The following is a 24032-nucleotide window of genomic DNA, read 5'->3' on the forward strand; positions in this document are numbered from 1 at the left end:
TTCCCTATGACGCATTACGTCTGATGAACACCTGTACATATGAGGAGCCGCCCCCGTGACCTCCAGCGACAGTCCGCCCAGCGGTCCGCCACAGCCCGCGTTCGCCGCCCGGGTCGCCTCGGTCGGCGGTTCCCCCGTTCGGGACATCCTCGCCGTCACCGCGCGTCCCGAAGTCGTCAACTTCGCGGGCGGCCTGCCCGCCCCCGGGCTCTTCGACAGCGAGGGCGTCGCCGCCGCGTTCCAGGCCGTGCTGACGGAGGTCCCGCAGCGGGCGTTGCAGTACTCGACGACCGAGGGCGAACCGGCGCTGCGCACCGCGCTCGCCGACCGCACCACCGCGCGCGGCCTCGCCACCCGCCCCGACGACCTCCTCGTCACCACCGGCTCCCAGCAGGCCCTCTCCCTGCTCGCCACCGCCCTGCTGGAGCCCGGCGACACGGTTCTCGTGGAGAACCCCTGCTACCTCGCCGCCCTCCAGGCCTTCGGCTTCGCGGGTGCCAGGGTCGTCGCCGTCCCCTGCGACGAGGACGGTGTCGACCCCGACGCGCTGGAGGGGCTGGTGGTGCGGGAGCGCCCCAAGCTGCTCTACACCGTCCCCACCTTCCAGAACCCCACCGGCCGCACCCTGCCCGCCGACCGCCGCGCCGCGATCGCCGGCGTCGCCGCCCGGCACGGCCTGTGGATCGTCGAGGACGACCCGTACGGGGAGCTCCGCTTCGAGGGAGAGCGCGTCCCGTGGATCGCCTCGTACGAGGACGCCCACGACCGCGCGGTGCTCCTCGGCTCGTTCTCCAAGGTGATGGCCCCGGGCCTGCGCCTCGGCTGGCTGCGGGCGCGGCGGCGCTGCGGCGGGCCTGCGCGATCGCCAAGCAGGCGGCCGACCTGCACACGCCGTCCGTCAACCAGCTCGCCGCCGCACGGTACCTGGCGGACCGCGACCTCGACGCGCACGTCGTCCGGGTCGCCGCGGCCTACCGCGAACGCCGCGACGCCATGCTCGCCGGCCTCGCGGAGGCTCTGCCCGAGGGCTCCGTCTGGAACCGCCCCCAGGGCGGCATGTTCCTCTGGGCGCGACTCCCCGAGGCGTACGACACCACGGCGCTGCTGCCGCGGGTGGTGGAGCAGGACGTGGCGTACGTCCCGGGCGCGCCGTTCTACGCCGACGCGCCGGACCGGTCGACGCTGCGGCTGTGCTTCGTCACGCACACGCCGACGGAGATCGAGGAGGGGTTGCGCAGGCTCGGGAAGGGGCTCAGCTGAGGGCTGCCCGGCGTGCCGCGTAGGCGGCGAAGGCGACCCAGGTGGCCGGGGTTACCTGGAGGGTGGGGCCGGTGGGGTTCTTGGAGTCGCGGATGTGGACCGCCGCGTTGTCGTTGGGCTGGGGGGCGGTGAAGGCGACTTCGAGGCACTGGCCGCCCTCGTCACCGCTGTAGGTCGACTTGAACCACTGAAATGCTTCGGTGCTCATGTTTCTCCCAGCAAGCGGTCGAGCAGACCCATGGAGTCATGAGTGGTCAGGGCCTGTGTTCGCAGCATCGCATATTTGCGCGCCAGGATGGACACCTCGTCCGGGTCGGAGACCCACTGGCTGCCGCGCTGGGACTCGGTGTAGGCGAGGTGCTGGTGGTCGGGCGTCTCCAGGAGGGTGAACGGGCCGTTGAGGCCAGCGTGGTAGGGGCTGTCCAAGGGCAGGAACTGCATGGCGATGCCCGGCAGTTCAGCGATCTCGCGCAGGTGCCGTAGCTGCTCCCTGCGCACCCTTGGATCACCGATTCCCAGGTGCAGTACGGGTTCCCACACGACGAAGCTCAAAGTCGGCGGGACCTTCCGGTGCAGAATCTCCTGACGCTCGACACGGGCCGCCGTACGGGTCTCGACCTCGTCCTCGTCGTACGCCGGTACACGATTGCGCAGCACGGCGCGGGCGTATGCCTCGGTTTGGAGGATGCCAGGCACGACCAAGGTGTCGTACCAGGACAGGGCAATAGCCTCGCGCTCGTGGTGGATGTACAGCTCGGCCCACATCGGGAACTGGTCGATCTCGGGAAGGTTGGCCACCCCCGCGGTCAATAACCCCTTGGTGTCCAGGAGTTGGTCCAGCGCCTCGGCGAGATCCGGCTTCAGCGGTCGTCGTCCCTGTTCGATCGACGCGATGGTCTCCTCGTCGACCATGAGCTCCCTGGCCAGGGATCCTTGGGTGTGGCCCGCCGCACGGCGGGCCGTGCCCAGCTGGACGCCCAGCATCTTCATGGCCGAGACGTTCTTCTTCCGTGGAGGCTTCCTGGAGGTCATGCTGGTCCAACTCCCCGCGCGTGCCCGTTCGCGACCCCGAAGGGACCCGTACGAAATATCCGTACGGGTTCACTGAGTGATCCACGGTAGTGACTCTCCGCAACACTCGTCCCGTGAACGAGATGATCCAACTCCCGCCCCTGCGCGAGAGGTTCTTCCGGAGGGAGCGCCGGTCCGTCCCGGCCGCACGGCAGTTCGCGTACGAGGTCCTGGCCGGCTGGGGGCTCGAGAAGGCGGAACGGTGCGACGACGTGTTGTTGTGTGTCAGCGAGTTGGCGACGAACGCGCTGGTGCACGGCGTGCCGCCGGGCCGTTGCTTCCGGGTGTTCCTGCGGTACGACGGCGCGGTGCTGCGGGTCGAGGTGCACGACAGCGGCCCCGGTGAGCCGCGCATCCCGTTGGAGGCGGACGAGGGCGGCCGGGGACTGCTCCTGGTGGCGGCGCTCTCGGACAAGTGGGGGGTGGGGGAGCGGGACCCCGGCAAGGTGGTGTGGTGCGAATTTCTGTCACCGCTGCGGCCAGGCAGTTGAACTCGCCGGTGCGACACATTCCCCAGATGTGTCGCAGTTCCGCAGGCAACACCACCTCAGTGGACGGTCGCCGAGGTTGGAGGCGGAGCCGTCGTGCGGCCCTCGACGCACTCCGGTCGCCCGCCCGTCGTCGGTCGGAAGCACGCCCGGACGGCGGTGCCGGGGCGGGTGGCGGCCATGGGGGTGTAGACGTAGTCCTTCGCCTCGTCGGCGTCCTTGACCCGGGCCGAGTGGCTGCGGCCGTCCGCGGTCACCTCGATCCGGTCGCCGACATGGGCGCCCCACACCCGGGCCCAACTCGCGCCGCACTCCTTGCTGTAGCGCAGTTCCATACCTACGCCGGCTGCGGTGTGGTGCGACGCCAGGGTGGCCGGGTGGGGGCCGCAGTGCAGGGCCATCGGGTCCCCGCCCTCGCAGGTGGCGCCCCCGCAGAGCGGGGCGAGGACGGGTTGGGGCGGGGACGGAAACGACCGCGGGGCCTCGCCCGGGTGCGGCAGGAGGAAGAGGACCAGGGCGACGGCTCCGGTGGCGAGGGCGCATACGGCGGCGACCAGCGCGGCGGCCGCGCCCTTCCGGACGGCGTGTCCCGTTTCGTCGGCCGGGGCAGGGGAGGAGCCAGTGGTCTTGACCGTGTCCGTGGCGTTCGCCGCGTCCGCATCCGTGGTCCCCGCCGTGTCCCCGTCCGCGGCCGGGGAGCGGGACGAAGCCGGGGAGGGGGACGAAGCCGGAGGCGGGGGTGACTGCTGTGCCGGGGCCGTGGGCGGCTCCTCCGCCCGTGCGCGTCCGCTCGCCTCCGACTCCGCCAGTTCCCACAGGGCCAGACAGCGAGCGGCGGGTTCGCGGGCGAGGTGGCACAGGTCCAGCACGGCCTGGCGCGGCGGCAGTGTCTTGCCGTTGAGATAGCGCTCCCAGGACGACTTGCTGTACGGGGTGCGTTCCTCCAGGCGGGCCAGGCTCAGACCGGTGCGCACCTTCAGCTCACGCAGTTCGGCCGCCAACCGCGCCCGCTCCGCGGACGTCGTCCCCTGCGTCCCCGTCGGCCGGGTCATTTGCGGAGCGCCCCCCAGGTGTGCGGTCCGACGATGCCGTCCGGGGGCAGGCCGGCCCGCTTCTGCAGGTCCTTGACCGCGCGCTCGGTCAGCGGTCCGTAGACACCGTCGATGCCGCCCGGGGAGAAGCCCGCCCGGCGCAGCAGACACTGCGCCTCGGCCACGTCCGGCCCCGCCAGGCCCTGCGCCAGGATCGCGTCCTGCGTACGGCTGTTGCCCGCGTACCAGTGGCCGTCGGTCCGCTGGATGCGGCAGGTGTACGACGGCGCCGACCCCGACGTCGGGAAGGACCCGGCGGTCGTGGCGGGGCGGGTCGTCGCCGCCTTGTCGTCGGCGCTGTGGTCCGTGAGGCGGACGGCCAGGAGAACCGCCGAGACGACGGCCAGCACCAGGGCCACGGCTCCCGCCGCAACCGCGATGCGCAACGAACGTCCGTGCGGCCGCGCCGACCTGCCGTCCGCCGCGGACAGGGTCTCGTCGTCAGTCGAGGACGTCCCGGCCTCGGCCGCCGAAGGCTCCTCCCCGTCCGCCTCCGCCACCGGCGTGTCCCGCCGCCGCTTCTCCCAGCCCTCCGCGGCCAGTTCGTGCAGCACCAGCAGTCGTGTCGGATCCTCGCCGCCGACCTGGGCCAGTGCCTCCACGGCCTCCCGGGGCGGCAGGGACCTGCCGTTGAGGTACCGCTCCCACGACTTCTGGCTGTAGCCCGTCTTCGCCGCCAGCCGCTGCATGCTCAGATCGCCGTGGTCCTTCAGCCGCCGTAATCGCACCACCAACTGCCGCACACGCGGATCCAGGTCTGCGGGCAGCGCTTTCCAACGCGACATGTTCCCCCTACTCGCGTCCCGGGACCTTGGTCGTCGGTCCCCGTTTCCGCCGCATTCTGCATGAACTTTCACGGCGCACCCCACCTATCGGTTCCCGCCCCGGCACCGAATAGGCCACCCGCCTGCCCCACCCGCTCCCCGTCGGCGACGCGTCGGAGCGTCCCGCCCAGGCGTCCCGCCGAGGCGTGTCCCCGCAGGTCAGCGCCCGCAACGTCCCACGAAGTCGTCACTGCGGCGGTGCTCGTGGCGGAGCCGGGCGCCCGGCCCGCACTCTCGAGTTGCCAGCGGCGCCCACCACGTCAGGTGCCGCCCGATCACCCGAAAGGGACACACATGCGACCGAACCTCATGGCCAGGACCCTCGTCGCCGCCACCGCCGTCGCCGGGATCGCCGCCGGCAGCCTTGCGGGTGCGACCGCGGGCTTCGCGGCCTCCGCGCCGGCCGCCAAGCCGGCGATGAGCACCCAGGCCGTCTCCGTGCAGGCGGTGAACAACCTCGGCCTGAACACGAACGAGGCCAAGGGCATTCAGCGGGTGCTGAAGCGCGACTGGGGCTACAAGGGGGCCATCGACGGCCGGCTCGGCACCGAGAGCTGGAAGGCCATGCAGCGCTACCTCCACAAGTACTGGGGCTACAACAAGAAGATCGACGGCGTCGTCGGCAGCGACACGGTGAAGGCGCTGCAGCGCATGCTGAAGAAGTACTGCGGCTACAAGGGCAAGATCGACGGAATCGCCGGGAAGGACACCAGGGCCGCCTTCAAGTGGTTCGCCAACCACTACGCCTGACGGCTGCCTGTGAGAGTCGCCCTTCCCGGAACGCCGCGGCCCGTCCTCCCACGGGGGAGAGGACGGGCCGCGGTCCTGGCAGGGTGGGGCTCAGAGCCGCTCGGGCGTCCGGATGCCCAGCAGCGCCATCCCCTGGTGCAGCGTCCGGGCCGTGACGTCGCACAGGAACAGGCGGTTCTCCACCTGCTCCGGCGTCTGAGCCTTCAGCACCGGGCACTTGTCGTAGAACGACGTGTACAACGACGCCAGCTGGTACAGGTACGCCGCCATCTTGTGTGGGGCGTACTCCGCCGCCGCCTCCGCCACCGTCTCCGCGAAGGCGTCCGCGTGCAGGCCGAGCGCGCGCTCCGCGTCCGTCAGCGCCAGCTCCGGATGCGCGGACGGCCGTACGTCGCCGGCCTTGCGCAGGATCGACTGGATACGGGCGTACGCGTACTGGAGGTAGACGGACGTGTCGCCGTTCAGCGAGACCATCTGGTCCAGGTCGAACTTGTAGTCCCGGTTCGCCGACGTCGACAGGTCCGCGTACTTCACCGCGCCGATGCCCACCTGGGCGCCCCGCTCGGCGATCTCCGCCGCGGACAGGTCCTGCGCCTTCTCCCGTACGACGGCGGAGGCGCGGTCGATCGCCTCGTCCAGCAGGTCCACCAGCCGCACCGTCTCGCCCTCACGGGTCTTGAACGGCTTGCCGTCCTTGCCGAGGACCGTGCCGAAGGCGAGCTGGTACGCCTTCACGTCGTCGTTCAGCCAGCCGGCCCTCCGCGCCGTCTCGAAGACCATCTTGAAGTGGAGCGACTGGCGGGCGTCCACGACGTAGATGATCGAGTTCGCCTTCAGGTTGAAGACACGGTCCCTGATCGCGGACAGGTCCGTCGCCGCGTAGCCGTAGCCGCCGTCCGACTTCTGCACGATCAGCGGGACCGGCTTGCCGTCGGGGCCCTTGATGTCGTCGAAGAAGACGCAGAGCGCCCCTTCGGAGCGGACGGCGACGCCCGACTCCTCCAGGAGGCGGCAGGTCTCGGCCAGCATGTCGTTGTAGCCGGACTCGCCGACGATGTCGGGGTCCCGGATCTCCATGTCCAGCTTTTCGAAGACCGAGAAGAAGTAGATCTTCGACTCGTCGACGAACTTCTGCCACATGGCGAGCGTGTGCGGATCGCCGGCCTGGAGGTCGACCACCCGGCGCCGCGCCCGCGTCTTGAACTCCTCGTCGGAGTCGAACAGCTTGCGCGCGGCCTTGTAGAGACGGTCGAGGTTCGACATCGCCTCCTCGCCCGTCACCTCGGCGGCCTTGTGGTCCAGCTCGTGCGGGTGCTCGTCCAGGTACTGGATGAGCATGCCGAACTGGGTGCCCCAGTCGCCGATGTGGTGCCGGCGGATCACCGTCTCGCCGGTGAACTCCAGAAGTTTGACGACCGAGTCGCCGATCACCGCGGAGCGCAGGTGGCCGACGTGCATCTCCTTCGCCACGTTCGGCTGCGCGTAGTCGATCACCGTGGTGCCCGGCTGCTCGGTGTACGGCACGCCGAGGCGGCCCTCGGCGTCGGCGGCGCGAGCGGCGAGGTTCTCGGTGATCGCCTTGTCCGTGACCGTGATGTTGAGGAAGCCCGGGCCCGAGACCTCGACGTTCCCGATCACGTCACCGGTGACCACCTGGCCGACGACCTGCGTCGCCAACTCCCTCGGGTTCGCCTTCGCCTTCTTCGCCAGCGCCAGGATCCCGTTGGCCTGGAAGTCCGCCCGGTCGCTGCGTCGCAGCAGCGGGTCCGCGTCGGCGGTCTCCGGCAGGGCAGCCGAGAGGGCGGACGCGAGGCGCTGGTGGACGGCGGACGTGAGGGACGTGACCGAGGCCATAGGAATGGGTGCCGTTCTCCTCGTGGGGATGGATAGCCACGCCCAGTATCCCATGCGGGGTAAAGCGAATTTTCCGCTCGCCCGGTGAACGGCCGCCCGCGTCCACCCGTCCAACGTGTTGAAAAGGCGTTTTCGTGGATGTGGCGCAGCCTGGGACAATGGAGCGGTCAGCCGTGCGACCGTACCGGCTGCTCGTGGAGAACCTTCAGAAAAAGAGGACGTGCCGATCGTGGCTCAGAGCACCGAGACCACCGACTGGGTCTCCCGTTTCGCGGATGAGGTCATCGAGGAGTCGGAGCGTCGGGCCCCGGGCAAACCGGTCGTCGTCGCGTCCGGACTGTCTCCGTCCGGCCCCATCCACCTGGGGAACCTGCGCGAGGTCATGACCCCGCACCTGGTCGCCGACGAGATCCGCCGGCGCGGGTACGAGGTGCGGCACCTGATCTCCTGGGACGACTACGACCGGTACCGCAAGGTCCCCAAGGGCATCGCCGGCGTCGACGAGGACACGTTCAAGGAGCACATCGGCAAGCCGCTGACCTCCGTCCCGGCCCCCGAGGGCTCGGCGTACCCGAACTGGGCCGAGCACTTCAAGGCCGCCATGATCGCCTCGCTCGCCGAGCTGGGCGTGGAGTTCGACGGCATCAGCCAGACCGCGCAGTACACCTCCGGCGTGTACCGGGACCAGATCCTGCACGCGATGAAGCACCGGGGCGAGATCGACGCGGTCCTCGCCCAGTACCGCACCAAGCCCAAGCCCGCCGCCAAGAAGCAGCAGAAGCCCGTCGACGAGGCCGAACTGGAGGCCGAGGAGGGCTCGGGCGCCGCGTCCGAGGACGACGGCAGCTCCGGCTCCGCCGGCTACTTCCCGTACAAGCCGTACTGCGGCCGGTGCGACAAGGACTTCACCACGGTCACCGCGTACGACGACGACTCGACCGAGATGACGTACACCTGCACCGCGTGCGGCTTCTCCGAGACGGTCCGGCTGAGCGAGTTCAACCGCGGCAAGCTGGTGTGGAAGGTCGACTGGCCGATGCGCTGGGCCTTCGAGGGCGTGATCTTCGAGCCGAGCGGTGTCGACCACTCCTCGCCGGGCTCGTCGTACCAGGTCGGCGGGCAGATCGTCGGGATCTTCGGCGGCAAGCAGCCCATCGGGCCCATGTACGCCTTCGTCGGCATCTCCGGCATGGCGAAGATGTCGTCGTCCCGCGGTGGCGTCCCCACCCCGGCCGACGCCCTCCAGATCATGGAGCCCCAGCTGCTGCGCTGGCTCTACGCCCGCCGCAGGCCCAACCAGTCCTTCAAGATCGCCTTCGACCAGGAGATCCAGCGCCTCTACGACGAGTGGGACAAGCTGGCGGGCAAGGTCGCCGACGGCTCCGCCCTCCCCGGCGACGTCGCCGCGTACACCCGCGCGGTCGGCACCGCCGCCGGTGAGCTGCCGAAGACGCCCCGCCCGCTGCCCTACCGCACCCTCGCGTCCGTCGCCGACATCACCGCCGGCCATCAGGACCAGGCGCTGCGCATCCTGTCCGACCTCGACCCGGCCAACCCGCTGAGCTCGCTCGACGAGGCCCGCCCGCGGTACGACAAGGCCGAGGCGTGGATCAACACCCACGTCCCCGCCGACCAGCGCACCATCGTCCGCGACGAGCCCGACGCCGAACTGCTGAAGTCCCTCGACGAGCCCTCCCAGCAGTCGATCCGGCTGCTGCTCGACGGCCTGGAGGAGCACTGGTCGCTGGACGGGCTCACCCACCTCGTGTACGGCGTGCCCAAGGTCCAGGCCGGATTCTCCGCGGACGCCACGCCCAAGGAGCTGCCGCCGGAGATCAAGACGGCCCAGCGGTCGTTCTTCGCGCTCCTGTACCACCTGCTCGTCGGCCGCGACACCGGCCCGCGCCTGCCCACGCTGCTGCTCGCGGTGGGCCAGGACCGGGTGCGGGCCCTGCTCGGGGAGTAGGACCAAACCAAGCAGAAGGCGCCCGGTGCTCTTGGCACCGGGCGCCTTTTCATGCGGGACGGATCTAGGCGATGTGGTCTTCTTCCAGTTCCGCGTTGTAGCGGTTCGTGAAGCGGTTGACCATGCGCTTGGCCTCCTCCGGGGGGAGGCCGATGCTGAACTCCGCCTCGACGTTCTCGCTGAACTCACGGGGCGTCGGGTAACTGCCGTTGATCGACTGCTTGAAGACCTGGTAGTACGCGTCCTCGTCCGGCTGGGGCGTGCCGCCGCCCTCGCCGAGCTCGCGGGTGCGGTTCGGGCCCACGGGGATGGGGAAGCTGCCGGTGTCCTCGGGGGACGGCTGCGGGGGTCCCTGCGGGCCGGGCTGCTGGAAGCCCTGCGGGGGTCCTTGCGGGCCCGACTGCTGGAAGCCCTGCGGCGCCGTCTGCTCGAACTGCTCCGAATGCTGCTCCTCGTACCAGTCGTCGTACGGCGGTTCCGGCTCGTACGACGGGTCGTAGCCGCCGTGGTAGTCGATCTGCCGCTGGGCCTGGAACCAGGGGCTCTGGTCGTCCGGCTCCTCGTATCCCGGCTGTCCGGCGTTCTGGTTGCCCTCCAACTGGGGGCGCTGCCCGCCGAGAGGGGCCCCCTGCTGCGGGACGGAAGCCGCGCCGGGCGCACGACTTCCCGCGGCCGCCTCCAGCCGCGGCGCCGGGGGTATCAGCGCCGGTTCTATGCCCGCCGCCGCCAGGCCCGCCGGAGCCGTCTCCGCCAGCGGGACGCCGTACCGCGCCAGCCTCAGCGGCATCAGCGACTCCACCGGCGCCTTACGACGCCACGCACGGCCGAAGCGGGAGCGCAGGCGCGCCTGGTAGACGAGACGTTCCTGCTCCAGCTTGATCACCTGGTCGTACGACCGCAGCTCCCACAGCTTCATCCGTCGCCACAGCAGAAACGTCGGAACCGGCGAGAGCAGCCAGCGGGTCAGACGGACGCCCTCCATGTGCTTGTCCGCCGTGATGTCCGCGATCCGGCCGATCGCATGCCGGGCCGCCTCCACCGCGACCACGAACAGCACCGGGATCACCGCGTGCATGCCCACGCCCAGCGGGTCCGGCCACGCCGCCGCGCCGTTGAACGCGATCGTCGCCGCCGTCAGCAGCCACGCCGTCTGACGCAGCAGCGGGAAGGGGATGCGGATCCAGGTCAGCAGCAGGTCCAGGGCCAGCAGCACACAGATGCCCGCGTCGATGCCGACCGGGAAGACATAACTGAAGTTGCCGAAGCCCTTTTTGATGGCCAGCGCACGGACGGCCGCGTACGAACCGGCGAAGCCGATCCCGGCGATGATGACAGCACCGGTGACGACCACACCGATGAGAATCCGGTGCATCCGTGTCGACTGCAGTGGCGCGGCCACCTGTACTCCCCTCCCAGTGCCTGTTGTTGCGCGCAACAGGGTGGCACACGCGTGCGGTGAACGGGTGGCCGGTATGGGGAGACCCCCCATCCGCACCGGAACCGAACCCCCCGACCGCCCCGCGCGCCACGAGTTCCCTGCGGCAGCCGGCTCAGCTCTTCGGCGAGGCCGACGCCGACGGAGACCCGCCCTTCGCGGGGCTCGCCGACGCGGAGGACGACGGCGACGCCGACTTCGACGGCGAGGCGCTCTTCGACGCCCGCTGCGACGCAGACCCGCCCGCCGCCTTGCCACCGTCGTTGTTCGCCGCCGACACCGCGGACACCACTTCCTTGACGGCCTTCTCCGCCGCCTTGGTCAGGTCGTCCACGTCCGGCGTCTTGTCGCCGGCCAGGCCCGCGCCGTTGTAGTCGACGGTGACCACCACGTTCTCCACGCGCGCCACCACCGTCTGCTGCTTGAAGTCGCCTTCCTTCTTCTTCAGGTCGTACGTCACCGCCGTCGCCGCGTCGCCCGCCCCGGAAACCGGCGCCGCCTTGGTGCTCTTCGCGCCGTCGACCGCCTTGGCGTCCTGCACCTGCTGGTCGTAGTACTGCTGCGCCAGCTTGTTCCCGTCGCCGCGCGTGGCGTCCGACTCGAAGCGCAGCAGGGAGACGTTGAGCCAGCGGAACTGGGAGCCCTTGACGCCGTTGTTCTGCAGACTGCTCCACGAGCAGCTCGACCGCGTCTTCGCGTCGTCCGTCGAGCCCGCCTTGCCGGACTTGACCCCCTTCGGGACCAGATCGCCCAGGGTCTTCTGGGACAGCACGGAGCAGGGCTGGGGCAGCGTCGCGTACGCGGCGGGCCGCACCGCGTTCGCCGACGCGCTCTGCGAGGGCCGTGCGCTCGACTCCTGCGCCTGCGGCTTGGCGTCGCCGCCCGAGCCCGAACCGGAGGAGCCCGAGGAACACCCGGCGGCGACGAGCACCGCAGGGACGGCGGCCGCGCAGACGAGGAAACGGCTCACGCGCGAACCCCGCCGGCCCGGCCGGCACTCGCCCCGCTCGCCCTGATCACTGTGATCGTGCTGCTTAAGGTGGTCTCGCTGTGCAGGTCGGTGCATGGTTCCTTCACTCATGACGCTTGTGACGCTCGTGGTCGTGCGGTCGGAACGGTTCCGAGGGGCCACGGTACGCGGTGGGGACGCATGCGCGGTGAGGTCCGGTTCCCTCGCCGGGGCCCGGCGAGGGGGTCCGTCAGCCCAGCGAGCCGGCCAGCTGTCCGGCCAGTTTCCTGGCCTTGTCCTGCATGTCCTTGCTGCTCGGGGTGGTCCCGGGAGCGGCCGGCTGCTCGTCGTACTCGATGGTCACGATCACGTTGGACGTGCGGAACACCACAGTCACGGTCCGCTGCTGGGCGGTGCTCAGTTCGTCGTCGATGAACGCCTCGTCGCCGAGGTCGTCGAGGGTGCGGGGCTGGAGATCGGCCGGGGTTCCGGTGACGGAGGGACTGCCGGAGGGAGAGCCGGACGCCGATGCCGAGGGGTGGGGACCGCCACCGGCCCCGGCGGCGGAAACGGTGGCGGAGGCGGAGGCGGAGGCGGAGCTGGACGCAGAAGCAGAGCCGGAACCGGAACCGGGGCTCGGGCTCGCGGGGGAACCGGAACTCGAACTGGAACCGGCGCTGGGCTCCGGAAGGTTCGCGGCCTGCTCCTTGGTGGCGTAGACCTGGTGGGCGGCGTTGTCGTCGGAGACCGTGTTGTCGTACGACACCACCCGCTCGAAGTCCACGAACAGATGGTCCGTGGCGTCGGTCGACTCCGCCTTCCAACGGCAGCCGGAGCGGCGGTCGTTGTTGTAGGTGAGGGCGGCCTCGCCCTGGTACGCCTTGTCGCGCTGCTCCTGGTCCGCTATGCGCGTCAGGCCCGGCAGGAGCGCGTCGAGAGTGTCATGGCTCACGGCGCTGCAGGCGTCGGCGAGGGTGCGGTACTTGCCCGGCTGCGGGGCGGCGGCGCTCGTGGTGGCACCGGCCTTGGGGTCCGCGGCCCGTCCCCCGCTGCCGGAACCGCCGGTGCAGGCGGCCAACAGGGCCGCGAGGAGCACGGCGGCGCCCGGTACGTACGCCTTCCGCTGCACGGTCAGGCTCCTCTCGACGCTGTTCCGCGGGGTGGGGCCGCTGGTTATTCGGTTGCCGCACGGGGCGGCCCCCTGGAGACAATGTGTATCGCACGCACTGCCGTGGACGCCGGTCCGTTGTCCCTTACGTCGACCTTGGCGCAGGTTTTGCGCTTACAGACTTCTGTTGTGATTCCGGGGGATTGAGGACGCTATGTCGTACGTAGAGGTGCCGGGGGCGAAGGTCCCGATCCGCATGTGGGCGGACCCGGCGACGGTCGAGGACGCCGCGATGCAGCAGCTGCGGAACGTGGCGACCCTGCCGTGGATCAAGGGCCTGGCGGTCATGCCGGACGTCCACTACGGCAAGGGGGCGACGGTCGGTTCGGTGATCGCGATGCGGGACGCGGTGTGTCCGGCTGCGGTCGGGGTCGACATCGGGTGCGGGATGTCCGCCGTGAAGACGTCACTGACGGCGAACGACCTGCCGGGGGATCTGTCACGACTGCGCTCGAAGATCGAGCAGGCGATCCCGGTGGGGCGGGGGATGCACGCCGATCCCGTCGACCCGGGGCGACTGCACGGGTTCGCCACCTCGGGGTGGGGGGAGTTCTGGGGGCGGTTCGATGGGGTCGCCGAAACGGTCAGATTCCGTCAGGAGCGGGCCGAGAAGCAGATGGGGACGCTTGGATCCGGCAACCACTTTGTCGAGATGTGCATTGATACGGCCGGTTCCGTCTGGCTGATGCTCCACTCCGGCTCCCGCAACATCGGCAAGGAACTCGCCGAGCACCACATCGGCGTGGCCCAGAGGCTGCCGCACAACCAGGGCCTGGTCGACCGTGACCTCGCCGTCTTCGTCGCGGACACCCCGCAGATGGCGGCGTACCGCAACGACCTGTACTGGGCGCAGGAATACGCCAAGTACAACCGCACGATCATGATGGCTCTCCTGAAGGACGTGATCCGCAAGGAGTTCAAGAAGGCGAAGCCGACGTTCGAGCCGGAGATCTCCTGCCACCACAACTACGTGGCGGAGGAGCGGTACGGGGGCATGGACCTGCTTGTGACCCGGAAGGGTGCGATCCGTGCCGGCGACGGCGAGTACGGGATCATTCCAGGCTCGATGGGTACGGGGTCGTACATCGTGAAGGGTCTCGGCAACGAGCAGTCCTTCAACTCGGCGTCGCACGGCGCCGGTCGGCGCATGAGCCGCAATGCGGCGAAGCGCCGCTTCACGACCAAGGACCTGGAGGACCAGACGCGGGGCGTCGAGTGCCGCAAGGACTCCGGCGTCGTGGACGAGATCCCGGGCGCGTACAAGCCGATCGAGAAGGTCATCGAGCAGCAGACCGACCTGGTCCAGGTCGTGGCCAAGCTGAAGCAGGTCGTCTGCGTGAAGGGTTGATGTAGGAGGCTCCCGCAGGTTTCACTTCCCGTGCCGCACGGCGTAGATCATCACGAACGCCACGATGTGGATGCCGAAGAGGAAGTACGCCAGGTAGTACCAGACGTAGCGTTCGCGCTTCTTCTCCAGGGAGAGGCGTTGCTGTTCGGCTGTGCGGTCCGCGTCGTCGGCCGGTGGGGTCGGGGCGGCCATCAACGGTCCCTGTGGACCTTGGTGTTCGAGGCCTGGGCGCGGGGGCGGACCACCAGGAGGTCGACGTTGACGTGGCTGGGACGGGTGACCGCCCAGGTGATCGTGTCGGCGACGTCGTCCGCCGTCAGGGGCTCGGCGACGCCCTCGTAGACCTTCGCCGCCTTGTCCTGGTCGCCGCCGAAGCGGGTCAGCGCGAACTCGTCCGTCTTCACCATGCCGGGGGCGATCTCGATCACGCGGACCGGGGTGCCGACGATCTCCAGGCGCAGGGTCTCGGCGAGGACGTGCTCGGCGTGCTTGGCGGCGACGTAGCCCGCGCCGCCCTCGTACGTGGCGTGGCCGGCGGTGGAGGAGACGACGACCACCGTGCCGTCGCCGCTCGCGGTCAGGGCGGGGAGCAGGGCCTGGGTGACGTTGAGGGTGCCGAGGACGTTCGTCTCGTACATCCGGCGCCAGTCCTCGGGGTCGCCGGTCGCGACCGGGTCGGCGCCGAGCGCGCCGCCCGCGTTGTTCACGAGGACGCCGATCGTCTTGAAGGCGGTGGCGAACTCGTCGACCGCCGCGCGGTCGGTGACGTCGAGCGCGTACGCCGTCGCCGAGTGGCCGGCGCCCGTGAGTTCCTCCGCGAGCGCCTCGATACGGTCCTTGCGGCGAGCGGTGAGGACCACGCGGTAGCCCGCTTCGGCGAGTTGCCGGGCCGTCGCGGCGCCGATTCCGCTGCTCGCGCCCGTGACGACGGCGATACGGGAGGCGGCGGCGGGTGCTGCGGCGGTCATGGGCGACTCCTCGACGGTCGTTCGGCAGTTGCTCGTTCACGCGGGCGTGAGCGGCCTCCGCCCAGGATAGGTGGCGGGGGCACACGCCCGGCGTGGTGCCCGAAGGGTGGTCAGCGGCCCCGCGGTGCCCACATGATCACGGCCATTCCGGCGAGGCAGATCAGCGCCCCGGTCACATCCCAGCGGTCGGGGCGGTAGCCGTCCGCCACCACGCCCCAGGCCAGTGAACCGGCCACGAAGACACCGCCGTACGCCGCCAGGACGCGGCCGAAGTGGGCATCCGGCTGGAATGTGGCGACGAAGCCGTAGATACCGAGAGCCATGACGCCCGCGCCGACCCACAGCCATCCGCGGTGTTCGCGCACGCCCTGCCAGACCAGCCAGGCGCCGCCGATCTCGAACAGCGCGGCGAGGAGGAACAGGGCGGCGGAGCGGAGGATCAGCATGCGGCCACCCTCGCACGAGGACGACCCGACGCCCGCGGGGGCGGCGGCCGACGGGGGAGCCGCCGCATGAGCGCCGTACCTGCTGCCATCCGCTCCGCAATGCGCGGGCGCGCGGCACGGATCGGCCGCCGGGGAGCCCCGGCCCGCCACGTCCTGGCCGCCGCGCCGCGCGCACCGCCGACGGGGGCGCGGTCGTCGCCGTCGTCCTGCTCGTCGGCGCGCCACCGCCGGGACGCTCGCCCGTCGTACGTCGAAGGCCGACGCACGACCGCTCGCACACCTCACCTGCCCGGCGGCGCCTGTCCCGTCGTCCGCGTGGCATACATGCGGTGATCGCCCGGGGACCGACGCGGAGGAAGTGACGTATGCGGAAGCGGATCGCAGGTGTGCTGGGCGCGGCCCTGGCGGTGGGTGCCGCGGTGCCCGCCGTGGCGGTGCCCAAGGTCGCCATCGCCTCTCACGGGTATGTGACCCTGACCGGTGGCCGGGTCGACGTACGGCTGACCCCGCGCAACGACGGGTGGGCCGCCGTCGCCGGGGCGACCGTACGGCTGCGCTTCTCGCGCGCCCTGGGCGGTCCGCAGCAGCTGCCGAAGGGCTGTGCGGCGGCCGACCCGAACACGGTGGTGTGCGGAACGGGACCGCTCGCGGCGGGCGGGGCGGGCCGGGAGATCCGGCTGCGGGTGGGTCTTGCGGGGGCGCCGACCGAGGTGCGGCTGGCGGTCGAGACCCTGCACAACGGCGACGCCGCCGACCGTGACCCCGTCGGCGACCGGCAGCAGGTGCTCGCGCTGGAGACGGGGGACGAGTACGCCTTCTAGGGGTCCTCATGGGGGCTGTGCCGAACGTAGGCGGTGGGGGGCACCCCCACCGTCGCCGTGAAGTCCCTCACCAGGTGGGCCTGGTCCGCGTAGCCCAGGTCGGCCGCCAGGCCCGCCCAGTCCACCGCCCTCTCGGTCTCCGCGCGTTCCAGGGCCTCGTGGATGCGGTAGCGCAGGACGACCCACTTGGGGCCCACGCCCACGTATGCGGCGAACAGGCGCTGCATGACCCGTACGGACATGCCCTCGGACCGGGCGAAGTCGGTGACGCGGCGGATGGTGCGGTCCGTGCGGATGCGGTCGACCAGGGCCATGGCGAGGTCGGCCCGGGGGTCGGGGCGGGGGGCGAGGCCGAGGAGGAAGGTGTCCAGGGCGGCCACGCGGGCGTCCTCGTCGTCGGGGGCGAGGACGGCGTGCGCGTCGGCTTCCGGGAGCCGGAGCCGCTTGCCCGTCCACTCCGACACCGACCGGTCCGGGAAGAACGGGCGGAAGCCGCCCGGGCGGAACTGGATGCCGCAGACCCGGCCCTTTCCCTCCAGTTTCTGGGTGAAGAGCTCCAGGCCGATGCCGGCGATCTCGGCGAAGGGCTCCCGGTCCTCGTACTGCTGGAAGACGATGTTCACGGACGGGTGCGGGACCACGTGTGAGGCGTACGGCCGGGTCAGGTCCCAGTCGATCAGCCAGTAGTGCTCCAGGTACGGCCGCAGGGGTGCGGCCGGTTCGCGGCGGCGGAAGTCCACGTGCGAGAAGAGCTCCGCTGCGTCGACGATTCCTCGGGTGTCACGGCGTGGGGCGGCCATGTCCGGGATCGTACGAGCGGGCACTGACAGGGGCGGAATAGCGGGAAGGGCGGAACCGTTTGCGGGTATAGTTGAATCGTAAACAACTTGGAGGGTGTGAGCGATCATGCAGTTCGGGATCTTCAGCGTCGGTGATGTCACGCCGGACCCGACCACGGGCCGGACGCCGACCGAGCGCGAGCGGATCAAGGCCATGGTCGCCATCGCGCTGAAGGCGGAAGAGGTCGGCCTGGACGTCTTCGCGATGGGCGAGCACCACAACCCGCCGTTCGTGCCGTCGTCCCCGACCACGATGCTCGGCTACATAGCCGCGCGCACCGAGAAGCTGGTCCTCTCCACGTCCACCACCCTCATCACCACCAACGACCCGGTGAAGATCGCCGAGGACTACGCGATGCTGCAGCACCTCGCGGACGGCCGGGTCGACCTGATGATGGGGCGCGGCAACACCGGCCCGGTGTATCCGTGGTTCGGGCAGGACATCCGGGAGGGCATCAACCTCGCCATCGAGAACTACGCCCTGCTGCGCCGGCTGTGGCGCGAGGACGTGGTGAACTGGGAGGGCAAGTTCCGCACGCCGCTGCAGGGCTTCACGTCCACGCCCCGCCCGCTGGACGGCGTGCCGCCGTTCGTCTGGCACGGCTCCATCCGCTCCCCGGAGATCGCCGAGCAGGCGGCCTTCTACGGCGACGGCTTCTTCCACAACAACATCTTCTGGCCGGCCGACCACACCAGGCGCATGGTCGAGTTCTATCGGGAGCGCTTCGCCCACTACGGGCACGGCACCCCCGAGCAGGCGATCGTCGGCCTGGGCGGGCAGGTGTTCATGCGGAAGAACTCCCAGGACGCGGTGCGCGAGTTCCGGCCGTACTTCGACAACGCGCCGGTGTACGGGCACGGGCCGTCCCTGGAGGACTTCACCGAGCAGACCCCGCTGACCGTCGGGTCGCCGCAGCAGGTGATCGAGCGGACGCTGGGCTTCCGCGAGTACGCCGGGGACTACCAGCGGCAGCTGTTCCTGATGGATCACGCGGGACTGCCGCTGAAGACCGTGCTGGAGCAGCTCGACATGCTCGGCGAGGAGGTCGTGCCGGTGCTGCGGAAGGAGTTCGCGAAGGACCGGCCGGCCGGGGTGCCGGACGCACCGACGCACGCGTCGCTGCTGGCCGCCAAGGAGGCCGGGGAGAGCGCGAAGGAGACCGCCGCGGAAGGGGTGAGTGCCGTATGAAAAAGCTGGTCGTCGTCTCGGCCGGGCTGAGCGTGCCGTCGTCGACGCGACTGCTCGCGGACCGGCTGGCCGCCACGGTGGAGCACAGGGCGCCGGTGTCGGTGCGGGTCGTGGAGTTGCGGGACCTCGCCGTGGAGATCGCGCACAACTTCACGAACGGCTTTCCGGGCCGGGCGCTGGCCGCCGCGCTCGAGGCCGTTACGGAGGCGGACGGGCTGATCGTCGTCACACCGGTGTTCTCGGCGTCGTACAGCGGGCTGTTCAAGTCGTTCTTCGACGTGCTGGACAAGGACGCGCTGGTGGGCAAGCCGGTCCTGGTCGCCGCCACCGGCGGCTCGGCCCGTCACTCCCTGGTCCTGGACCACGCGCTGCGTCCGCTCTTCTCCTACCTGCGCGCGGTGGTCGCCCCGACGGGCGTCTACGCGGCGTCGGAGGACTGGGGCGCGGAGGGCCTGCCGGAACGGATCGAACGGGCGGCGGGGGAGCTGGCCGGGCTGATGGGGGCGGGGTCCCTCCGCGGGGAGCCGGACGGGGCGGTGACGGTCCCCGCCCCTTCCGCACCCGAGCCGCGCGGGGCCCTTGCCGAGCCCGCCGGGTCCGTGGCCGAGCCCGCCGGGTCCGTGGCGGAGCCTGCCGGTGCCGTGCCGGAGCCTGCCGGTGCCGTGCCGCAGCCCTCGGGAGCGAAGAGCGCGGCCGGGGTGGCGGACGGCGGCGGTGCGTCCGCCGGGGACGACCGTGGCACGACCGTCTCGCACGGCTTCCGGGTGGTCCCGTTCGAGCAGCAGCTGGCCGCCCTGCGCGGCTAGGGCCTTTCGTTTGGATCAGGCCGGATCAGGGAGCGTGCCAGGCCCCGCGAGCCCGGCGTGATCCGGACGAGAGGCCCTGGGGCCGCTCGCTTTGATGAAGCCGTGGGTGTGGGTGGGCCGCCGCCGTCGTGCTGTGCCGGCCCACCCTTCCGCGTCGGCCGGTCTCCGGACCGGGGGGAGGATCCGGGACCGGCCGGCGGACCCCTCACCCGGCTCGCCCTGGGATGGCGGGCCGGGGGCTCGGGGGTTCGGCGGGGCCGGTGGCTCGGCACGCGCTGTCGGGCGGCGGGTCCCGCCGGCCGACGCACGCAGCCACGCGCCGCGGCCCGCCTCGATGGCTCTCCGCGTCCCCTCCCCGGAGGGTCACGCGGTGAAGTGACTCAGCCGACACAGTGGCCCGACCAGGTAAGTCACCGCAGCCGAGGCGGTGAGAGGCGGGTAAGAAGCCCCTTCCTCGCTCCACCACCCGCTGGTGCACCGCCGTGACCTTGGCAGACTGGGGGCGTGACCCAGACAGTGCTGCTCGCCGAGGACGACCGCGCCATCCGCCATGCCCTGGAACGCGCGCTGACGCTGGAGGGTTACCAGGTGACTGCCGTGGCCGACGGGGTGGAAGCCCTCGCCCAGGCCCACCGCAGCCGCCCCGACGTGCTCGTCCTCGATGTGATGATGCCCGGCATCGACGGCCTCCAGGTGTGCCGCGTACTGCGTGCCGAGGGCGACCGCACGCCCATCCTGATGCTCACCGCACTGGTCGAGACGGCCGACCGCATCGCCGGCCTGGACGCGGGCGCCGACGACTACGTCGTCAAACCGTTCGACGTCGAGGAGGTCTTCGCCCGGCTCCGCGCCCTGCTGCGCCGCACCAACGGCGGCCCCTTCGAGGCCCCCAAGGAAGAGGACAGGACCCCCACCGGCCAGGTGTCCGTCGCCGGGCTGCGCATGGACGTGCAGGCGCGCCGGGCGTGGCGCGGCGAGCGCGAGCTGGAACTCACCCGCACCGAGTTCGACCTGCTGGAACTGCTCGCCCGCAACGCGGGCATCGTGCTGGACCACGCCACGATCTACGACCGCATCTGGGGTTACGACTTCGGCCCCGGATCCAAGAACCTCGCCGTCTACGTGGGCTATCTGCGGCGCAAGCTCGACGAGCCGGGCGCACCGGCGCTCATCCACACGGTTCGCGGCGTGGGGTACGTACTGAGGGAGGACTAGGTGCCTCCACCACGCCGTTCCGGCGCCGACATGGGCGTCGGGTTCTGGATGCGCCTGTGGCATCGGCTGCCGCCCGGGCTGCGCGGCCGGCTGCGGCTGCGGGCCCGGCTGCGCAAGGTGTCCTCGCTGCGGACGACCTTCACGGTGTCGTTCGCGGCCGTCGCCGCCGGCGTCACCGTCCTCGTCGGCTTCCTGAGCTACGACGCCGCCGCCCGCCTGGTGCGCGTGGACCAGCAGACCGTGTTCACCCAGGTCGTCGCCGACCTGCGGGACCAGGTCAGCCAGAAGCAGCTGATGCCGGACGACTTCGCCATCTCCGACAAGGACCACGACACCCCGCGCGACGACATCATCCGGCCCGCCCGCACGGTCGTGCAGGTGCTCGGCCCCGGCGGCGCGGTCGTCGACCACTCCAACCCGCCGCTGCCCGTGGGCGCCGACGACCGCAGCATCGCCGCCAGTGCCAAGGCCGCCAAGCTGCTGGAGCACAAGAACGTCGACGTCGGCGGCGACGTCTACCGGGTCGCGACCGTGGCGCTCGGCCACGGCCGGGGCGGGGTGCAGGTCGCCCAGGAGCTCAGCTCCACCGAGGACCTGCTGCGCAGCCTCCAGCAGCGCACGGCCCTGCTGATGGGAGCGGTCGTGATCGCGGCCGGCCTGTTCGGCTGGTGGCTGGCCCGGCGGATCACCCGGCGGCTGGTCGTCCTGGCCGGGGCCGCCGAGGACGTGGCGCGCACCCGGCGGCTCGGCATCCAGGTGCCGGTCACCGGGAACGACGAGGTGGGCCGTCTCGGCCGCTCCTTCGACCGCATGCTCGGGCGCCTCGCCCAGTCGGAGGAGGACCAGCGGCGCCTGGTGCAGGACGCGGGTCACGAGCTGCGCACGCCGCTCACCTCGCTGCGGACGAACATCTCCCTGCTGCGCCGGATAGACGAGCTGCCGCCCGCCGCCCGCGAGGAGCTGGTCGCCGACCTCGCGGAGGAGTCCCGCGAGCTGACCGACCTGGTGAACGAGCTGGTCGCGCTGGCGGCCGGGCAGTCGGACACCGAACCGGTGCAACGGCTGACGCTGGCCGACGTCGCGGAGGACGCGGCGACGATCGCCCGGCGGCGTACGGGGCGTGAGATCGTCGTCCGGGCCAGTGGTGACACGACGGTCGACGGCCGTACCACCGCTTTGCAGCGGGCGGTGTCGAATCTGCTGGAGAACGCCGCGAAGTTCGACCGGGACGCCAAGGCGCCGGTCGAGATCGTCGTGACGGGTCCCGAGCATCCGCTCCAGCTGGAGGACTCGGACGAGCCGGAGAGCGGGGCGCCGCTGGGGATCGTACGGGTGGAGGTGCTGGACCGGGGGCCCGGGATCGAGGAGGCGGATCTCATACGGATCTTCGACCGGTTCTACCGGGCCGCGGACGCGCGGAGTCTGCCGGGGTCGGGGCTGGGGTTGTCGATCGTGCGGGAGGTCGCCACCTCGCACGGGGGTGCGTCGTTCGCGTACCGGCGTGAGGGGGGCGGGGCGGTCATCGGGTTCACGGTGGGCGGGGGAGCCAGGGCCGGGGGCGACTGACCGGCGCACCTTCACCCGACGTGCACGCGTGGCCGGCGCGCGCGGTTCGGCTCCGCTTCCCGCAGGACCTCCCGGGTGACCGGGGCCACCTCGCCCTGGCCGAAGAGGAAGAAGCGCAGGAAGTTGGCGAACGGATTGCCCTCGGTCCACTCGAAGTAGATGTGCGGGATGCAGCCGGTGCTCTCCCGGACGTGCAGCAGCAGGGCCGCGAGGGCGTTGGGGATCGAGGACGACTCCAGGGTGAGCACCCGGTAGCGGCCGTGCATGACCTCGCCGCGGACCGCCATGCTCGACTCGAACTCCGAGGGGTCGCCGACGGTCACCTCCACGAAGACGAAGTCCTCCTGGAGCGGGAGGTCGTTGTCGTTGCGGATCTGCTCGATCTTCCCCCGGTACTCGTCGAAGTCCCGGTTGTCGGGCTCGTTGGCGATGAAACGGATACGGCGGCTGGCGATGTCCCTGACGAAGCGTTCCGCCATGTCGTCGAGCGTCACGCTGGTCACGCGCAGCTCGAAGGAGCGGGCCAGCCGGGACATCAGGGAGACGAGGATGATCCCGGCGATGAAGCAGGCGCCGATCTTCACACCGTCGGGCCGCTCGATGACGTTCATGACCGTCGTGTACAGGAACACCGCGGAGATCACCGTGAAGAGGACCACCAGACGGTGCTGGCGGGCCTTGTACGTGGCGATGGTCACCGCGATCGCGGCGGAGCTGATCAGCACCAGGACGCCGGTGGCGTAGGCGCCGCCCTGGGCGTCGACGTTGGCCTTGAAGATCCAGGTGACCAGGAAGGCGATCAGGATGAAGACGATGACCATGGGGCGCACCGCACGGGCCCAGTGCGGGGCCATGCCGTAGCGGGGCAGGTAGCGGGGCATCAGGTTGAGCAGCCCGGCCATGGCGGAGGCGCCCGCGAACCACAGGATCGCGATCGTGGCGATGTCGTACACCGAGCCGAAGCCGCTTCCCAGGTACTCGTGCGCGAGGTAGGCCAGCGCGCGCCCGTTGGCGGGGCCGCCCGGTTTGAATTCGGGTGCCGGGATCAGCAGCGTCGTGATGAAGCTGGTGGTGATCAGGAAGACGCTCATGATGACCGCGGCCGTGGTCAGCAGCTTCTTGGTGTCGCGGATCCGGCCGGCGGGCCTGTCCTCGGTGTCGCCGGGGTCGCCCTGGACGTGGGGCATGACGGCGACGCCGGTCTCGAAGCCGGACAGGCCGAGCGCCAGCTTCGGGAAGACGATCAGGGCCAGTCCGACCATGACGAACACGTTGCCGTGCTGGACGGTCAGGGCGCCGGCCCAGTCGGTCACCACGTGCTCGGCGGTCAGGACGTGCCACAGGCCCACCACCACGACGACGGCGTTCAGCGCCAGGTACACGCCGACCAGGACGACCGCGACGCCGATGGCCTCCAGGAAGCCCTTGAGGAAGACGGCACCGAGCAGGGCGATCAGAAGCAGGGTGACCAGCATCTGGTGGCCGTGCAGGGCGCTGGTGAGGTGGGGGTTCTGGATCAGGTGGGTGGAGGCGTCGGCGGCGGAGAGGGTGATGGTGATCAGGAAGTCGGTGGCGGCGAAGCCGAGCAGGGTGAGGACGAACAGCTTGCCCTGCCAGAAGGAGAGCAGGCGTTCCAGCATGGCGATGGAGCCTTCGCCGTGCGGGCTCTCCTCGGCGACGCGGCGGTAGACGGGCAGGGCGCCGGCCAGGGTGACGGCGACGAGGACGACGGTGGCGACGGGGGAGAGCAGTCCGGCGGCGAGGGCGGCGATACCGGGCTGGTAGCCGAGGGTGGAGAAGTAGTCGACGCCGGTCAGGCACATGACCCGCCACCAGCGCCGGCCCTTGTGCGGGGGCTCGGGCTGGGCGTGCGGACCCTGCGGGACCTCCGCCCTCCCCATGTCGGACAGCCCCTGCAGCATCCACGCCCGCAACCGGCTCGGACGAGCGTGCTCCGTGGCGGCCATCGGCGTGCTCC

22 protein-coding genes and 1 pseudogene are annotated in these 24032 nt (G+C 70.9%); 10 read left to right on the plus strand and 13 right to left on the minus strand.

The window, feature by feature from the left end:
* Positions 1-55: 55 nt before the first annotated feature.
* Positions 56-1260, plus strand: a pseudogene (locus tag N8I84_RS23010) (aminotransferase-like domain-containing protein).
* Here N8I84_RS23010 and N8I84_RS23015 read toward each other — a convergent pair.
* Positions 1253-1468: a DUF397 domain-containing protein gene (locus N8I84_RS23015; protein WP_263231282.1), complete on the minus strand. Its 216-nt coding sequence runs from the start codon at positions 1466-1468 to the stop codon at positions 1253-1255. The pseudogene N8I84_RS23010 and the gene N8I84_RS23015 overlap by 8 nt on opposite strands.
* Positions 1465-2292 carry a helix-turn-helix domain-containing protein gene (locus N8I84_RS23020; protein ID WP_263231283.1) on the minus strand — a complete coding sequence of 276 codons (828 nt, stop codon included), beginning with the start codon at positions 2290-2292 and terminating at the stop codon, positions 1465-1467. The genes N8I84_RS23015 and N8I84_RS23020 overlap by 4 nt, the downstream gene beginning before the upstream one ends.
* A gap of 113 nt (positions 2293-2405) precedes the next feature.
* On the opposite strand from N8I84_RS23020, the gene N8I84_RS23025 reads away from it, so the two are divergent.
* Positions 2406-2822 (plus strand): ATP-binding protein, encoded by a 417-nt coding sequence (locus N8I84_RS23025; protein ID WP_390898936.1) that lies wholly within the window; start codon positions 2406-2408, stop codon positions 2820-2822.
* 56 nt (positions 2823-2878) lie between these two features.
* Here N8I84_RS23025 and N8I84_RS23030 read toward each other — a convergent pair whose 3' ends face one another.
* Both N8I84_RS23030 and N8I84_RS23035 read right to left on the minus strand, forming a co-directional pair.
* Positions 2879-3871, minus strand: coding sequence for a helix-turn-helix domain-containing protein (locus N8I84_RS23030; RefSeq protein WP_263231284.1), 993 nt, complete (start codon positions 3869-3871; stop codon positions 2879-2881).
* Complete coding sequence (locus N8I84_RS23035; protein WP_263231285.1) at positions 3868-4695, minus strand: peptidoglycan-binding protein; 828 nt, start codon at positions 4693-4695, stop codon at positions 3868-3870. Before N8I84_RS23035 ends, N8I84_RS23030 begins: the two co-directional genes overlap by 4 nt.
* Positions 4696-5028: 333 nt before the next feature.
* Between N8I84_RS23035 and N8I84_RS23040 the strand changes: the two genes are divergently transcribed.
* Positions 5029-5484 carry a peptidoglycan-binding domain-containing protein gene (locus N8I84_RS23040; protein WP_263231286.1) on the plus strand — a complete coding sequence of 152 codons (456 nt, stop codon included), beginning with the start codon at positions 5029-5031 and terminating at the stop codon, positions 5482-5484.
* A gap of 90 nt (positions 5485-5574) precedes the next feature.
* Here N8I84_RS23040 and argS read toward each other — a convergent pair whose 3' ends face one another.
* Complete coding sequence (gene argS / locus N8I84_RS23045; RefSeq protein ID WP_263231287.1) at positions 5575-7338, minus strand: arginine--tRNA ligase; 1764 nt, start codon at positions 7336-7338, stop codon at positions 5575-5577.
* A gap of 220 nt (positions 7339-7558) precedes the next feature.
* Here argS and lysS point away from each other — a divergent pair, with 220 nt between their 5' ends.
* On the plus strand, positions 7559-9304 hold the full coding sequence (lysS, locus tag N8I84_RS23050; protein WP_263231288.1) for a lysine--tRNA ligase: 1746 nt from the start codon (positions 7559-7561) through the stop codon (positions 9302-9304).
* A 64-nt stretch (positions 9305-9368) separates the two neighbouring features.
* Here the strand turns inward: lysS and N8I84_RS23055 are convergent, their stop codons facing one another.
* The 3 genes from N8I84_RS23055 to N8I84_RS23065 form a co-directional block, all read right to left on the minus strand.
* Positions 9369-10676, minus strand: a complete 1308-nt coding sequence (locus N8I84_RS23055) for a DUF2637 domain-containing protein (protein ID WP_263234863.1) — start codon at positions 10674-10676, stop codon at positions 9369-9371.
* A gap of 178 nt (positions 10677-10854) precedes the next feature.
* A complete protein-coding gene (locus N8I84_RS23060) occupies positions 10855-11820 on the minus strand; it encodes a DUF3558 family protein (protein WP_263231289.1) in 966 nt (321 codons plus the stop codon).
* 118 nt (positions 11821-11938) lie between these two features.
* Complete coding sequence (locus N8I84_RS23065) at positions 11939-12817, minus strand: DUF3558 domain-containing protein (RefSeq protein WP_263231290.1); 879 nt, start codon at positions 12815-12817, stop codon at positions 11939-11941.
* 193 nt (positions 12818-13010) lie between these two features.
* Here N8I84_RS23065 and N8I84_RS23070 point away from each other — a divergent pair, with 193 nt between their 5' ends.
* Positions 13011-14204: an RtcB family protein gene (locus tag N8I84_RS23070; RefSeq protein ID WP_263231291.1), complete on the plus strand. Its 1194-nt coding sequence runs from the start codon at positions 13011-13013 to the stop codon at positions 14202-14204.
* A 21-nt stretch (positions 14205-14225) separates the two neighbouring features.
* Here the strand turns inward: N8I84_RS23070 and N8I84_RS23075 are convergent, their stop codons facing one another.
* The 3 genes from N8I84_RS23075 to N8I84_RS23085 all read right to left on the minus strand — a co-directional run bounded on the left by N8I84_RS23075 (position 14226) and on the right by N8I84_RS23085 (position 15618).
* The gene (locus N8I84_RS23075) at positions 14226-14396 is read right to left on the minus strand and encodes a hypothetical protein (RefSeq protein ID WP_263231292.1); all 171 of its coding nucleotides are present in this window, start codon (positions 14394-14396) and stop codon (positions 14226-14228) included.
* A complete protein-coding gene (locus N8I84_RS23080; protein WP_263231293.1) occupies positions 14396-15172 on the minus strand; it encodes an SDR family NAD(P)-dependent oxidoreductase in 777 nt (258 codons plus the stop codon). The genes N8I84_RS23075 and N8I84_RS23080 overlap by 1 nt, the downstream gene beginning before the upstream one ends.
* A gap of 110 nt (positions 15173-15282) precedes the next feature.
* Complete coding sequence (locus N8I84_RS23085; RefSeq protein ID WP_263231295.1) at positions 15283-15618, minus strand: YnfA family protein; 336 nt, start codon at positions 15616-15618, stop codon at positions 15283-15285.
* 365 nt (positions 15619-15983) lie between these two features.
* Here N8I84_RS23085 and N8I84_RS23090 point away from each other — a divergent pair, with 365 nt between their 5' ends.
* Positions 15984-16439: a hypothetical protein gene (locus tag N8I84_RS23090; RefSeq protein WP_263231296.1), complete on the plus strand. Its 456-nt coding sequence runs from the start codon at positions 15984-15986 to the stop codon at positions 16437-16439.
* Here N8I84_RS23090 and N8I84_RS23095 read toward each other — a convergent pair.
* Positions 16436-17239 (minus strand): helix-turn-helix domain-containing protein, encoded by an 804-nt coding sequence (locus N8I84_RS23095; protein ID WP_263231297.1) that lies wholly within the window; start codon positions 17237-17239, stop codon positions 16436-16438. The genes N8I84_RS23090 and N8I84_RS23095 overlap by 4 nt on opposite strands.
* Positions 17240-17345: 106 nt before the next feature.
* Between N8I84_RS23095 and N8I84_RS23100 the strand changes: the two genes are divergently transcribed.
* From N8I84_RS23100 to N8I84_RS23115, 4 genes are all read left to right on the plus strand, one after another.
* Positions 17346-18467 (plus strand): LLM class flavin-dependent oxidoreductase, encoded by a 1122-nt coding sequence (locus N8I84_RS23100; RefSeq protein WP_263231299.1) that lies wholly within the window; start codon positions 17346-17348, stop codon positions 18465-18467.
* Positions 18464-19273 carry an FMN reductase gene (locus N8I84_RS23105; protein WP_263231300.1) on the plus strand — a complete coding sequence of 270 codons (810 nt, stop codon included), beginning with the start codon at positions 18464-18466 and terminating at the stop codon, positions 19271-19273. Before N8I84_RS23100 ends, N8I84_RS23105 begins: the two co-directional genes overlap by 4 nt.
* Positions 19274-19777: 504 nt before the next feature.
* Positions 19778-20488, plus strand: a complete 711-nt coding sequence (locus tag N8I84_RS23110; protein WP_263231301.1) for a response regulator transcription factor — start codon at positions 19778-19780, stop codon at positions 20486-20488.
* A gap of 48 nt (positions 20489-20536) precedes the next feature.
* A complete protein-coding gene (locus tag N8I84_RS23115; RefSeq protein ID WP_263234864.1) occupies positions 20537-22054 on the plus strand; it encodes a HAMP domain-containing sensor histidine kinase in 1518 nt (505 codons plus the stop codon).
* 11 nt (positions 22055-22065) lie between these two features.
* Here N8I84_RS23115 and N8I84_RS23120 read toward each other — a convergent pair whose 3' ends face one another.
* Positions 22066-24021, minus strand: coding sequence for an APC family permease (locus N8I84_RS23120; RefSeq protein ID WP_263231302.1), 1956 nt, complete (start codon positions 24019-24021; stop codon positions 22066-22068).
* Positions 24022-24032 lie beyond the last annotated feature (11 nt).

The organism is Streptomyces cynarae, from assembly GCF_025642135.1.
GTDB classification, from domain to species: Bacteria; Actinomycetota; Actinomycetes; order Streptomycetales; family Streptomycetaceae; genus Streptomyces; species Streptomyces cynarae.